The following is a 14,000-nucleotide window of genomic DNA, read 5'->3' as shown; positions in this document are numbered from 1 at the left end:
GCAAAGTTTGCCGATGCCCCCTCGCCTCACCCTTGCTTCTTTCCTCGGCTTCCCCCGGGTGGGTACCCCTAGATGGGCGAGTGAGTCGAGCATCACAATTTTGCATTATCGAGCACGTGACAGTTGCATGGGCTAATAATTTTGGTGGTGTCGGTTGGCTGAATAAGTGCACCGTAATACCGATTAACCTTGCTGCAAACCATTTGCACTAAACGGTTTGCTTAAGGTGCAATTGCAATCTCGCCAAATTTCTGGCCATATTTTCCTGATGTTTACCTGAGTTCTAAGTCCAAGCTTTCTGAGTTTTCTTACTCGTGGGTGTAAGCTTCGGCCACAGCGTACGGGCTTCTGTTTTCCAGCATTGTTGGCGCGTCAGTGGGCTCGAGCTATTCCGTATTCACGAAATGAAAGGACTTCTTCAGTATGGCTAAGAAGTTTGCAAAGCCCGCGGCGGTTGGTCGTCGCCGCGGTGTCACGATCGCGGCCGCCGCACTGTCGGTGTCTTTGGTCGCACCGTTCGTGCATCCTGTGCTCTCCCCGCAGACTGCTGCGGTGGCCTCCGCGCAGGATGCCGGCCTTGACCTCGGCGCTTCTGCATCACCGCAGGCGCAGGGCGATATCACTACTGTGGACGGTAAAGAAGCTATCTACTCGCCTGCTAAGGAAGGCGATCGCAACACTGTCTCCGGAACAGTCTGGGGTGAGCGTGGTAACGATGGCACCTCCTCCAGTAGCTACGTAAAGAACACTGGACCAGACGTTCGTGTTCCGGGTGTGAAGGTTTTCGCCCAGTGGGTGGATGGTCATGGTGGTAGTAAGCCTGCCACGTCGCCGATCTACTACGCGATCTCTGATGCTCAGGGCAACTACCACATTAAAATGCAAAACTTCCGCGATTTCGCGGGTAAGCAGCGTATCTTCAGTGCAAACGTTGATATCGGATCGGAGACCTGGCGCGAAAAGGTTCGTATCTGGGTAGAGATTCCTGATGAGCTGAAGGATAAGTACAACTACGGCTGGGGCTACCTCAACATCCAAGGGCCGCAGGACTACGCCCTCGATGAATCCATTGGTGCTGACTGGGGTGGAGAGAAGCTCACGGGCGCTGATCAGTTCCTCTTCCCCAAGTACAAGCAGGAAGAAAAGCCTGTTCTTCACAAGCCCGCTGACCAGTGGGTAAATAATGACGACAAGCGCCGTACCGATGGGCAGGGCCAGCTGTCGGGCCGCGTGTACTGGGAGTTCGGCGGACCTACCCACCCGAAGCCAGTCAACGGTTGGAAGAACAATCTTTCCTACCGTGAGAGGGAAGACCGGGGAATTGGCGGACAGAAGATCGTTGCGTCGTACCTGACTGACCACGCTGTGGGACAGATCAAGAAGTACTACGAAGAAAACAAGAACACCGCTTTTGGTGGCAAGAAACTCCGCGGTGATGGTTGGACCGGCGAGTACGAAGAGAAGCTGCAGGAGTGGATCAAGCAGCAGATTCGTGAAAACAATGGTGGCCCTACCCCGTGGATTGCTGAATCTGTGGTGACTACCACGGACCAGGACGGCAAGTACGTGGTTCAGTTCAACGGTACGTACGGCCATGTGTGGGACCAGGCTGGTAACGTTCCGGAAAAGCAGACGTCACCGAATCAGGAAAACTTCGCTGGCAACGTTGCGTCTTCTCCTGCGTCCGGCGGATTCCATCAAGGTTTGGGTACTATCTCCACCAATGCTCAGTCCAAGCACATTAACTGGGAATGGATGATGGTCACCCCGGTTCAGGAAGATGGCACTTTGGGTCCTGTCCCGGGTGCAGGTCTGGTTGATCCGTGGCGCGGTGGGTTCTGGTCTGGTCGCGTGGGAACAGCGTTCTTGAACTTGTACACCAATCACGAGCTGAGCGATAGGCGCCACTTCATGCCGCAGAACTACACTCTGCATGAAGCCACCACTTATTCTCCAGCAGACTTCCCATGGTGGCGCGACGTGGACTTCGTTCACACCTTGAGCGAGCCGATCTTCCAGGTGGTCGACTATGACTCGATTTCCAACTTCGCTAAGCCTGGCGACAAGGTTGACACTCTGGGTGGCGGATTCCCGGCCCTAGGCGATATCAAGTACGACGTGGTATGGACCGCTACCGATGTTGCTACTGGTGAAGCGCTGAAGCTGGATCCAGACAAGAGCACCTGTAAGCACGTTGTTCCTAATGAAAAGGGCCTGCTGCCATCGTGCTCCATCACTGTTCCGAAGAACCTCGAGAAGTCTACGGTGTTCACGGCAACGCTGTACCCGATTGCCGACAATGGCCAGCGTTCTACTGTTCCGATTGCCAGCGATGACTTCATCGCTCAGGTGGCAAAGGTTCCTGTTTACGATCCTGTTGATGTCACCTCCGGCGGCACTGCAACGTCCCCGGTTCAGGGCGTTGACAACACCGAAACCCCTGAGGTGGAGAAGGAGAAGGTTCCGGAAGGCACCACCTTTGAGCTGGCTTTGCCGGAAGGCGCTGAGCCAATTAAGGACGGTCAGGGCAACATCTCCGGTTACAAGATCGGTGAGGATGTCCGTGACTTCGGTTACTCCGTGAATGTTGATCCGAAGTCGGGTGAGGTTACCTTCATCGCTCCGGAAACCATGACGGATCCGGTAACTAATGAGGAAACTCCATTCACCGGAACGTTCAACGTTCCAGTGACGATGACCCTGCCTGGCGGTGAGAAGGGTACCGCGAACGCAACCTTCGTTGTGTCCGAGGAAGCAGCTGACTACAACCCTGAGTACCCAGGTCAGAACTTCACCCACACCCCTCAGGGCGGCGAGGAGAAGACCACCGACAAGCCGGGCTATCTGGCACCTGCCGGCAAGACTTCCACCGCTGATGTGGTCTACAAGCCAAAGGAAGGCGGCGAGGAGAACAAGCCTGGTGACGGCGTTGCCTCCTACAAGCTGAAGGAAGGCTTCCAGGTTCCTAAGGGCTACGAGATCACAGTCGATGAGAAGACCGGCAAGGTCTCCGTGACCGTTGCTCCTGCTGGTAAGGATGGCGCTCGCGAGGAGATCGTCGAGATCCCTGTCGTCGTGTCCTACAACGATGGCGCTGAGGATGACGAAGCAACCGCCGTCTTCTACCTCGACACCGACGGCGATGGCATCCCGGATGTTCTCGACGAGGACGACGACAACGACGGCGTCAACGACGAGGACGAGAAGAAGTCCGGCCACGATCCGAAGGATCCGTCCGACACCCCAACTACCGTGAGCGGCGAGCCTAAGCCTGTTGAGCCGACCAACGATTCTCAGGACACCGGTATCGTCGTTCACAACCCGGATCCTTCGACTGAGTACACCGCTACCGATGAGGACGGCAACACCGTCCCGGTAACGGTTGACAAGGAGACCGGAAAGATCTCCGTCACCCCGGGCGAAAACGTTGATGGTCCGATCACTCTGGTCATCAAGGACTCTGACCTGCCTGGTGGCTCGGTTGAGTTTGAGATTCCTGTCACCGGCCATGAGAAGGGCCGCGACGACAACGACTCCGACAAGACCGATGCTGACAAGAATGACCCGAAGGGTCAGGATCAGACTGTCAAGGTTGGCCAGACTCCGGATCCGAAGAAGAACATCGAGAACTTCGATGATCTGAATCTGCCTGAGGGTACGAAGGTTGAGTACAAGGGCGGAACCCCGGATACCTCTAAGCCTGGTGAGCAGAACGTCACCGTTGTGGTGACCTACCCAGACGGCTCCAAGGACGAGGTCGAGGCGAAGCTGAAGGTTGAGAAGAACCCAACCGAGGTTAACTCCGAGAATGTGAATCCTGTGAAGCCGAATGGTGAGGATCAGGATACGGGTATTGTCGTCACGAACAATGACGATAAGACCGAGGTGACTGCCAAGGATAAGAATGGCAAGGATGTTCCTGCCCGGATTGATGAGGACGGTAAGGTCATCGTCAAGCCTGGTAAGGATACTGAGGGCCTGATTACCGTGACCATCTCGGATCCTGATCTGCCGGGTGGCAAGGTTGAGGTTGAGGTTCCGGTTACGTCTTGGGCTGACCAGATTGATCCGAAGGGCAAGGACCAGACTGTCAGTGTTGGCAATCAGCCGGATCCGAAGGGCAATATCGAGAACATCGGTGACCTGCCTGAAGGTACCAAGGTTGAGTACAAGGATCCTGTGGATACCTCCACGCCTGGTGAGAAGGACGTCACTGTTGTAGTGACCTACCCGGACGGCTCCAAGGATGAGGTCACGACCACCGTAACGGTTGTCGAGGACCCGACCCTGGCTGACCAGAATGATCCGACCGGCCAGAACCAGGACGTTAAGAAGAATGAAACTCCGGATCCGGAGAAGAACATCTCTAACGTCTCGGATCTGCCGGAACACACCAAGTTCGAGTACGTCACCACTCCGGATACCTCTACTCCTGGCGAGAAGCCGGTGACCGTCAAGGTGACCTACTCTGATGGCTCCACGGACACCGTGGACACCACGGTTACCGTTACCCCGGACGATTCCGATAAGTACGACCCGAAGGGCAAGGACCAGACCGTTAAGGTTGGCGAGACCCCGGATCCGAAGGACAACATCGAGAACATCGGTGACCTGCCTGAAGGTACCAAGGTTGAGTACAAGGATCCTGTGGATACCTCCACGCCTGGTGAGAAGGACGTCACTGTTGTAGTGACCTACCCGGACGGCTCCAAGGATGAGGTCACGACCACCATCACCGTGGAGAAGAACCCGACCTCCGTCAACACTGACAATGTCAAGCCTGTTAATCCGACCGACCAGAAGCAGGACACCGGTATTGTTGTCACCAACAAGGATGATGACACCAAGGTCTCTGCTAAGGATGAGGACGGCAAGGACGTTCCGGTTGAGATTGACGAGAACGGTCACGTCGTTGTCACCCCGGGTACCGATGTTGATGGTCCGATTACCGTGACCATCACGGATCCGGATCTGCCGGGTGGCAAGGTTGAGGTTGAGGTTCCTGTCACCGGCCACGAGAAGGGCCGCGACGACAATGGTTCTGAGAAGAACCCGACCTCCGTCAACACTGACAATGTCAAGCCTGTTAATCCGACCGACCAGAAGCAGGACACCGGTATTGTTGTCACCAACAAGGATGATGACACCAAGGTCTCTGCTAAGGATGAGGACGGCAAGGACGTTCCGGTTGAGATTGACGAGAACGGTCACGTCGTTGTCACCCCGGGTACCGATGTTGATGGTCCGATTACCGTGACCATCACGGATCCGGATCTGCCGGGTGGCAAGGTTGAGGTTGAGGTTCCTGTCACCGGCCACGAGAAGGGCCGCGACGACAACGGTTCCGACAAGTCCGATGCTGACAAGTACGACCCGAAGGGCAAGGACCAAAAGGTTGAGGTCGGCGGTACCCCGGATCCGAAGGGCAACATCGAGAACATCGGTGACCTGCCTGAAGGTACCAAGATTGAGTACAAGGATCCTGTGGATACCACCACGCCTGGTAAGAAGGATGTCACCGTTGTGGTGACCTACCCGGACGGCTCCAAGGACGAGGTCAAGACCACTGTCACCGTGGAGAAGAAGGCTAACGGTTCCTCCAACGCTGGTGGCTCCTCCATCATCAACAATGGTGGTTCCTCCAACAACAGCTTCAACAGCTCTAACACCGGTGCCAAGGTTGACCTGGCCCGCTGCGTGCCAGCTGGTCTGGCTGTTGGTCTGCCGCTGCTGTTCCTGATTCCGGTTGGCCTGGCTGGCCAGGTAAACATTCCGGGTCTGCAGCCGCTGCAGGACAGCCTGGGTGCTCAGATTGCTCGTGTCAACGACCAACTTGCACAGGCTAACGTTCAGCTGCAGCGTCAGCTGGGCATCTTCAATGCCGACGTTGCTAGCCCGCTCAACGGCATCAACGCTCAGCTGGGCAAGTTCGGCCAGGATGCTGGCCGCGTAGCCGGCAGCGTTGCCCTGGTGGCCGCTGGTGTGCTCGCCCTGGCATGGCTGATTGACTCCTGCACCCCGGGCAACAGCTCCTCCGCAGGGTCTTCCAAGACCAAGAACTAAGGTTATTGGTCACAGTTAGGGGATAGCGCTCCGGCACAGTCCGTTAACTGACCCCTTATACAAAGACCGTGGGACTTCCCCACGGTCTTTGTCCCTTTTCACCTACCTCAGGCAACCGCGCGGTCTCCCTCGTCGAGCGGCGGGAAAGGAATCTGGCAAGCATATGGGATAATGGTCCCATTCGTCTGTCAAGGAGAGCCCACTATGACCACTGAGCACACCGCCGCGCCGCACACCAATCCCGCCGGCGGAAGCCACTCGCGCACCCCGCGCGTACTCTTGCTGGGCCCCAACGAACTAGGCGACGAGCTCGTTATCGCTTTTCGCCGACTCGGGGTAGACGTGTACACCGCTACGGGGTGCGATGAACACGCTGTCCTGGACCACTGCATTGAAGTCCAGCCGGACATTGTGCTCCCCATGAGTGACAGAGTCTCCGTCTCCGCTCTCCGCGGACTCGAAGAACGCGGCATTACCGTCATCCCCAGCGCCCACGCCTGCGCATGCACCCGCGACCGCAAAGCAATGTACCGAGCCGCAGAATCCCTTGGCCTGCCAGTCGCTGCGCACCAATTCGCCTCCAGCGAGCAAGAATTGGAGGCCGCCGTTGCGGAACTGGGGTACCCCTGCATGGTCAAACGCAACAGCGGCACAGCAGACGGTGAGCAGTATTTGGTGCGGGACGAAGGGGGCATCGGCAAAGCATGGCACAGCCTACAGCACCCCAACGAAGACAAGCTGACCGTGGTTGCGGAACGGTACGTGGACTTTGACTATGAGATGACGCTGCTGGCAGTGCGCTCCATCGACCCCGCAACCGGAGCACTGGCCACCTGGTTTAGTGAACCCATAGGACACCAACACGCCGGCGGCAAACTAGCAGAGGCCTGGCAGCCGCTAGAGATGAGCCAACGCGCCCTGGAGAACGCGCGGTCCGTAGCCGCGCGCATATCTAACGAGCTAGGTGGCCGGGGGCTATACGGTGTGGAACTATTTGTGGCCGGCGATGACGTGTATTTCTCCGCCGTGACCCCGCGGCCGCTGGATACCGGAATACTGACCAGCTACACGCAGCGATTGAGTCAATACCAACTGCACGCGCGTGCCGCGCTGAGGTATCCCATTGACGTTACGCTGACCTCGCCCGGGGCTGCGGTTGTTGTAGCGGATTTGGATGGGGGTGTTTTGGACGGTGGCGCTTTGGGTGCGGTTGCGTCCTCTGGGAGCGCCTTGTTTGGAGGTGCTTCGTCGGCGGCTGCGACGTCAGGGACAGCCTCGGACGGGATGGCCTTGTCGGGGTTGGCTGAGGCCTTGGCCTATGCAGAAACTGACTTTAGGGTATTTGGGGAGTCTGGCGCGGGTGTCAGGGGCTTAGTCGTGACTACCGCCGAGACTGTCGCAGAGGCGCAGGACAAGGCAGCCTTGGCGGCGGGGAAAGTGCGACTTACCGGGGGTGAGGGGTAGTAGCAGTGTGAGATACCACGAAAAGCTAGCCCGGCCTATGGATCCTTGAAGACCAGGGAGAATGCAGCGTTTACCTCGGCAGCTCTTCCCCTTATCCTGAGCTCGAGATGAATTAGTGACTCAGGATCAGGGGGAGAGAACTCGGTGTTGAGCGAAATTGCTGGAGTCTAGCTCCGGGCGGCTTCGCGGATTGTTCTGACTTTGTCGAGAAATTGGCCGGTCAGAGAATCGCTCTTGAGCTTATCACTGTTTATTTCTCCCATGTCGCCTAGAGCTTGGCAAATCAAGTTCATTGTCTTACGGTTTTTGGACCCCAGATTTCTGCAAAACTCCTCTAGCTCTTTACATTCTTTTATGATCTCCTTACTGGACGGCTGCGCGGGCTTTTTGATCACGTATTGTCGAATGCCGGCCATGAGGTGGTAGATTGCAGGATTGTATTCCTTGAACTCCTGATTTTGAAGGAAAGAGTGCAACTTGTTGTAACAAAAGACCGAAGTGTAGAAAATTTCCTCTCTGTTATCTTGGTGGAAGATCATCTCCGCCCAACTTCTCTTTTCCTTACCGTCAACGACCTTGAACAGTTCATTGGGGTAGCGTTTCGCGATGTGTGGCAGCGTGAAGAATAGGGCGGCTGTGCACCGGCCGAGAGCCTTGAAGTCAAAAGTTCGGTAGGCGATCGCGTCTTGATTTCCGCGGTATTGTTGCGTCCGGCGGGAAAAATACATTGGAGAGGTCTCCGTGTGGGTCCGCTCTATGAAGTACCGTTCGATATTCTTCGAGTACTCAGATATAGCCATGAACTGAGTCGGGTCAACCTGAGATTGACGATTGGTGGACTTAACTATCGAAGCCACAATGTCAGCGTCACTGGAGACGATAACCTTAAGCACTAGTGTTGCGTCGTCTCCGATTAGCTCGCGCTTTTCCCAGAGTACGTTCGACGTTTGACATCCGTTGACGATCTGGAAGTTTTCCAATTGAAGGTTTCGAGATTGGATTGCTGCATTTGGTGAAATGATTGTGATTCCATTATTAAGGATACCGAATCGCGATTGACTCTCGTCCATGTTGAGAGTTTTTACGATTTCTGAATTTACAGCCTCTTCCTCGCCGAGAAAGTCGCGGACGTTTTCGTCGAAGATGGATTTACGAAGATTTCCCTCGTCGTCCGAAAGTATTCGATGGACGTAGTCTTTTGCCTTAATGAGAACGATGTGGCCGGTGTCGATGCCGGGCATTGGGCCAAAATCCATGCTATCCACGATGGGGCTATTTGCTTTTATTGGGGCCGATAGGCCGTTCCAATGATTGACCAGATCTTTTTCTTGCCATAGGGTGGCTTTGCATTCGGCGAACATGTCGAAGTTTTCGAGCATGTCTTCAAGGACGCTGCGAGCTCCTTCAATGTCGTCCGGGCGGGGATTTCGCGTCGCAGTTGCGAAGATTGCTTGTACCTTGGGTTTTCCGTCTCGAATATTGGTGGCATTGCTGAGGATTGCTTTTAGGACCTCTCGCTTCTCGTGGTGCCAATCTGACCATGTCATTTTGGGCGAAGGGGATAGCCAATCCGCGATTCCTGTATGGAAAGTCGTAATCCCTCCCTTCTTCCAGGAAGTCTCTGATTTAGCTTGGGTGAAGATTATCGTGACTTCAGGCTGCCTCTTTTTGCTCTTTGTCAAATGGATGAATTCATCTGCTGTGGCGGCTGGGGAGTCATCGACAAAGAAGAAGACGCCATCAATTCCGTTTTCTGCTCCATGTCCATAGAACTCGGGTATTTCAGGCTCCTCATTAGTCTGGGAGAACCATGCCAATAGATTAACGAACGCCTCAAATGTAGTGTCTAAGGGTTCGTCAACTTGATACTGCTCTTTGAAGTCGTTCAAGGCACCAGATAGTACCAAGCCGAGCTTGTCTGAGTCTGCAGGGCTGAGTTTTATGTTCTTCATGGTCAAATGTTGCTTTGTTAAGCACGCCTTTCTTTCTATCGCTGAACCGGACTAGGGTATAAGTCCCACTATATCAATCTGTCGACAGTCTGCATAGGGATTCAATTTATCCGCTGATGGTTCAATTGTCGGTACTGTGGCTGCTACGCCCGAGCGAGCGGGATGGGAGGCGGGTCGCGGTCGCTTTCGCTCCGTCGCTATTAATGATTCAGAATGGATGGGAGAGCTGGTAATTGACCGGCGTGGGCCACAGGCCATTTTCGGCAGAGTTCAAATGAAACTATGAGGCGTGATGGTGCTTCGCCTCGATGCTGCGCGAAGCCCTGTGGATGTCCTCATTATTGAGAGTATGAAGAAGACTCAGGTGAATAGCATGTTGGGGCAAAGGGCTCGCGATTCTGAAGTGTTTCCCTTGCTATCGCGAGTGCTGGCGGCTGTAGAAGAAAGCCACTTGCCGCCTTTAGAATATGCGACGGAGTAGCGACAGCAACCGCAGCCCTCTACACCCGCCGGAGCATGGGAATGTGGGGGAGGCCTTCCTCGTCGAACTCGGGGCCGCAGATTTGGAAACCGTATTGAGCGTAGTAGGTGGCCAGAGGGGCTTGGGCGTTGAGGTAGACGGGGGCATCGGCAAGCTGTTGCTGGCACAGGTCCAGGGAGTGGGACATCAGCTGTTGGGCAACGCCGGTGCCGCGGGCGCAAGGGTGGAGGGCAAAGCGGCCGAACTGCATGGCGGGCTCGCCGTTGACGGTGGTGGGGAAGATACGGCAGGTGCCCAGCAGGGTGCCATCGGCGGCGCGGGCGAGCAGATGGCGGGTGTCCGGGTGGGCGTCGGTGGAATCAATCTCAGCGTAGGCGATCTGTTGCTCGTGGACGAAGACCTCCACGCGCAGCTTGTAAATGTCATGGACATCCATGCTGCTCAGGTGGGCTATCGGGGCGGTGGTGATGGTGGTTTCCATGGGGCCATATTACGTGGCGGGTGCGGGGCAGTTCTTCATCGACTAGATGGCGGCGAGTTGTTGGTTAACCAACGCATTGAGGGAAATGCCCTCTCTCGCGGCACGGATAGCCAACTTTCGGTGCAATGACGGGGACGTGCGCACGTTGAACTTCCCCGAATAGCTACGGCTTCCCAACGGGGTGGGCACGTCTTCGCCGGAGGCCTCCATGTCCTCCACGACCTCGGCTACGAGGTCAAGTAGGCCTTGTTCAGCTTGCTGCCTGTCCGCGGCCAGCCACGATAGGGAGGGGAACTCGGCCACGGTTGCGACGAACTCTTGGTCTTCTTCAGACCAGGAGACTTGATAGGTGAACTTGTTAATATCCATGTTGGCTACTCCGTTTCCTTCTTGTAGGTGCGATGCGAGGTCTTTTGGGAAGGTCGACGCTCAAAGTAGTGATCGCAGACTTTTGCCAAATCGGCAAACCGCACATTCTTCGGCGAACGCCTCAGGTCCCGGACGATGGTGCCAATACTCTTTCCCACACCCGTATGGTACTGCATGTGGTACCACCGGAGCAATGCGAGCGCCGGGCTGGCAGGCGGTACGACCCTGACCGCGGCCGCCCCGGCGTGGGATATATCTCGTTATGGGGCGCGGCATTCGGTAGGTAAAGGCGCGCGGGGGCCGGTAGAATAGCTGGGTCACTATGTAAATGCTGCGTGCTGCGCGTCACTGGCGGGCGGGTGCGAGCAGAAGAGGATGGAAAGGGCTGCGAATATGGCTAATCCTGCGCTTGTCACCGTTGCTGGCCGCGGATTTGAGGGGCTGGACCTGCCGGCGCTGGCTAAGGAGCTGGGTGCCGGGCAGGTCACGGACATTACGGTGTCGACAATCCCGGAGGTGGTGGCGTCGCGGGAGTCTCTGCAGGGTCTGCTGCGTGGGACGGGCGATGTGCACTTTGATGCCCTGGCGGCCGCGGCGTTGGGGGTGCCGCTGTTGATTATTGGGCAGGGCCAGGCTGCGGAGTTGGCGCTGCGCCACGCCAAGGAACTGCAGGCCACGGCGGTGAAGGTGGCGGATGTGGCGGGGGCATCGGCAGCCATTGCGCCGCAGGGGCCCATCGCACCGGTGATGTCGGCCTCCGTGTTTGAGGCGCAGCTGTTGCAGCAGGCCAAGGCCGCGGGCGCGCACATTGTGCTGCCGGAGGGCGACGATGACCGCATCTTGCTGGCCGCCGGGCAGCTGCTGGCCAAGGGCATAGCTAAGCTGACTATCCTGGGAGACCCCGAGCGCACTCGCGGGCGTGCTGCCGAGCTGGGCATTGAGCTTGCCGATGCCACTATTATCGATCACCGCAGCTCCCCCTTATTGGAAGAATTTGCGGCCGACTTCGCGGAACTGCGCAAGTCCAAGGGGGTCACGTTGGAGCAGGCGCGCGAGACCATGGAGGATATTTCCTACTTCGCCACCATGATGGTGCACAAAGGTCTAGCCGATGGCATGGTCTCCGGCGCCGCGCACACCACCGCGCACACCATCAAGCCTTCGTTCCAGATTATTAAGACGGTGCCTGGGGCTTCGGTGGTGTCCTCGATTTTCCTGATGGTCATGCGCGGGCGCCTGTGGGCGTTTGGGGACTGCGCCGTCAACCCCAACCCCACCGCAGAACAACTGGGGGAGATTGCCGTGGTCTCCGCGCGCACGGCCGCGCAATTTGGTATAGACCCACGGGTGGCTATTTTGTCTTACTCCACGGGCAGCTCCGGGGCCGGGCCAGATGTGGACCGGGCGGTGGCCGCGGTGGCTGCCGCGCGCTCGCTGGACCCCGATCTAAAGGTGGATGGGCCCTTGCAGTTCGATGCCGCCTGCGACCCTGGTGTAGCCGCTAAGAAGGCCCCCGAATCTGCGGTGGCCGGCCAGGCAACCGTGTTCGTCTTCCCCGACCTGGAAGCCGGCAACATTGCCTACAAGACCGCGCAGCGCACCGCCGGCGCCCTAGCCGTGGGGCCGATTTTGCAGGGGCTGAATAAGCCGATTAATGATTTGTCGCGGGGCGCTACCGTCCCGGACATCGTCAATACTGTGGCAATTACCGCTATCCAGGCAGGAGCAAAGTAAATGGCGTATGTATTGGTGCTGAATTCTGGCTCTTCCTCTGTGAAGTTCCAGCTGGTAGACCCCGCTGGCGAGGCTACCGATGCCCCCTTGGTCTCCGGCCTGGTGGAGCAAGTGGGCGAGCCCATGGGTGCTGTCAGTGTCACCGTGGGTGGGCAGGAACACCGCGAAGAGCTGGAAATCCCCACGCATTCTTTCGGTCTGGAGCGTGCTTTTGCCATTATGGGCGAGCACAACGTGGGGCCTACCGATGTTGAGGTCATTGCCGTTGGCCACCGCGTGGTGCACGGCGGCAAGCTCTTCTCCGAGCCGCAGTTGATTGTCGATGAAATCGAGTCCATGATCGAGGACCTGATCCCTCTCGCGCCGCTACACAACCCCGCCAACCTGGACGGCATTCGGGTGGCCCGTGCCATGCTGCCGGATATTCCGCACGTGGCGGTGTTTGATACCGCGTTCTTTAATCACATTCCGCCGGCTGCCGCGCTGTACGCCATTAACAGCGAGGTGGCCTCGCAGTACGATGTGCGCCGCTATGGTTTCCACGGCACGTCCCACGAGTTCGTGTCCCAGCAGGTGCCAAAGCTGTTGGACAAGGACCCCGCCACCGTCAACCAAATTACCTTGCACCTGGGCAATGGTGCCTCAGCTGCTGCTATTCGCCACGGCCGGCCTATCGATACCTCCATGGGCCTGACCCCTTTGGCGGGCCTGGCCATGGGCACGCGCTGCGGAGATATAGATCCGGGCATTATTTTCCACCTGGTCCGCCAGGCGGGCATGTCGATTGATGAGATTGATAATCTGCTGAACAAGCAATCCGGTGTCAAGGGCATCGCCGGAGTCAACGACTTCCGTCTGCTGCGCCAACGCATTGAGGAACAAGACCAAGACGCCTGGCTGGCCTACAACATATACATCCACCAGCTGCGGCGATTCATTGGCTCCTACATGATCGCCCTGGGCCGTGTGGATGCGATTACGTTTACCGCCGGCGTCGGCGAAAACGATACCGAGGTCCGCCAAGACGCCCTCTACAACCTGGACATGTACGGCATCCACTTCGACAAGGAGGCCAACTTGGTCCGCTCCAAGGAGCCCCGCATGATTTCTACCGCGGACTCGCCCGTGAAGGTCTTCGTGGTCCCCACCAACGAGGAGCTGGCCATCGCCCAAAAGTCCGCGGCCGTCGCTGCCCAAGCCCGCGCGGAGGGCCTCTACTAGCCCCGATCCCCTCTTCTTCCCGCTGGCCGGCGCCTCCCCCGCTGGCGGGCGCCCCTAGGCAGGGTGTTCCCCTCGTTGGCTGGCGCCTCCCCCTAGGTAGGGCGTTCCCCTCGCTGGCGGGCGCCCCTAGGCAATCCTCTTCTTAGTGGGGTCGCTCCTAAGTGGGCCCTGGCCCGTCCCCCGAGCGGTGCCCGCCAATAACCCGGATTGCCGCCGAAGTAGCTGTTGTAGTGGG

General features: G+C 57.4%; 8 protein-coding genes. 4 read left to right on the top strand and 4 right to left on the bottom strand.

Translation table 11 applies throughout. The annotated features are described in order from the left end of the window. Positions 1-423: 423 nt before the first annotated feature. Positions 424-6,063 (top strand): Rib/alpha-like domain-containing protein, encoded by a 5,640-nt coding sequence (locus tag G7Y31_RS10615; RefSeq protein WP_165007314.1) that lies wholly within the window; start codon positions 424-426, stop codon positions 6,061-6,063. 204 nt (positions 6,064-6,267) lie between these two features. Further along, positions 6,268-7,527, top strand: a complete 1,260-nt coding sequence (locus G7Y31_RS10610; RefSeq protein ID WP_165007311.1) for an ATP-grasp domain-containing protein — start codon at positions 6,268-6,270, stop codon at positions 7,525-7,527. Positions 7,528-7,694: 167 nt separating this feature from the next. Here the strand turns inward: G7Y31_RS10610 and G7Y31_RS10605 are convergent, their stop codons facing one another. The 4 genes from G7Y31_RS10605 to G7Y31_RS10590 all read right to left on the bottom strand — a co-directional run bounded on the left by G7Y31_RS10605 (position 7,695) and on the right by G7Y31_RS10590 (position 10,968). Beyond that, positions 7,695-9,479, bottom strand: coding sequence for an AIPR family protein (locus tag G7Y31_RS10605; RefSeq protein ID WP_165007308.1), 1,785 nt, complete (start codon positions 9,477-9,479; stop codon positions 7,695-7,697). Between the two features lie 500 nt (positions 9,480-9,979). Beyond that, the gene (locus tag G7Y31_RS10600) at positions 9,980-10,441 is read right to left on the bottom strand and encodes a GNAT family N-acetyltransferase (protein ID WP_165007305.1); all 462 of its coding nucleotides are present in this window, start codon (positions 10,439-10,441) and stop codon (positions 9,980-9,982) included. Positions 10,442-10,483: 42 nt separating this feature from the next. Continuing rightward, positions 10,484-10,810: a type II toxin-antitoxin system HicB family antitoxin gene (locus tag G7Y31_RS10595; protein WP_165007302.1), complete on the bottom strand. Its 327-nt coding sequence runs from the start codon at positions 10,808-10,810 to the stop codon at positions 10,484-10,486. A 5-nt stretch (positions 10,811-10,815) separates the two neighbouring features. Next, entirely contained in the window at positions 10,816-10,968 is a 153-nt protein-coding gene (locus tag G7Y31_RS10590) for a hypothetical protein (RefSeq protein ID WP_196823569.1), read from the bottom strand. Between the two features lie 235 nt (positions 10,969-11,203). On the opposite strand from G7Y31_RS10590, the gene pta reads away from it, so the two are divergent. Then, positions 11,204-12,544 carry a phosphate acetyltransferase gene (gene pta / locus G7Y31_RS10585; protein WP_165007296.1) on the top strand — a complete coding sequence of 447 codons (1,341 nt, stop codon included), beginning with the start codon at positions 11,204-11,206 and terminating at the stop codon, positions 12,542-12,544. Next, positions 12,545-13,765, top strand: a complete 1,221-nt coding sequence (locus tag G7Y31_RS10580) for an acetate kinase (protein WP_165007292.1) — start codon at positions 12,545-12,547, stop codon at positions 13,763-13,765. Positions 13,766-14,000: the final 235 nt, after the last annotated feature.

Source organism: Corynebacterium lizhenjunii (assembly GCF_011038655.2).
GTDB lineage: Bacteria > Actinomycetota > Actinomycetes > Mycobacteriales > Mycobacteriaceae > Corynebacterium > Corynebacterium lizhenjunii.
The sequence above is the reverse complement of the archived record's forward strand: the minus strand, read 5'-3'. Positions and strand labels throughout refer to the sequence as shown.

Bases quoted from the DNA above. Each gene is read 5' to 3' on its own strand.
- G7Y31_RS10615 (WP_165007314.1), top strand. From the start codon at position 424: ATGGCTAAGAAGTTTGCAAAGCCCGCGGCGGTTGGTCGTCGCCGCGGT.
- G7Y31_RS10610 (WP_165007311.1), top strand. From the start codon at position 6,268: ATGACCACTGAGCACACCGCCGCGCCGCACACCAATCCCGCCGGCGGA.
- G7Y31_RS10605 (WP_165007308.1), bottom strand. From the start codon at position 9,479: ATGAAGAACATAAAACTCAGCCCTGCAGACTCAGACAAGCTCGGCTTG.
- G7Y31_RS10600 (WP_165007305.1), bottom strand. From the start codon at position 10,441: ATGGAAACCACCATCACCACCGCCCCGATAGCCCACCTGAGCAGCATG.
- G7Y31_RS10595 (WP_165007302.1), bottom strand. From the start codon at position 10,810: ATGGATATTAACAAGTTCACCTATCAAGTCTCCTGGTCTGAAGAAGAC.
- pta (WP_165007296.1), top strand. From the start codon at position 11,204: ATGGCTAATCCTGCGCTTGTCACCGTTGCTGGCCGCGGATTTGAGGGG.
- G7Y31_RS10580 (WP_165007292.1), top strand. From the start codon at position 12,545: ATGGCGTATGTATTGGTGCTGAATTCTGGCTCTTCCTCTGTGAAGTTC.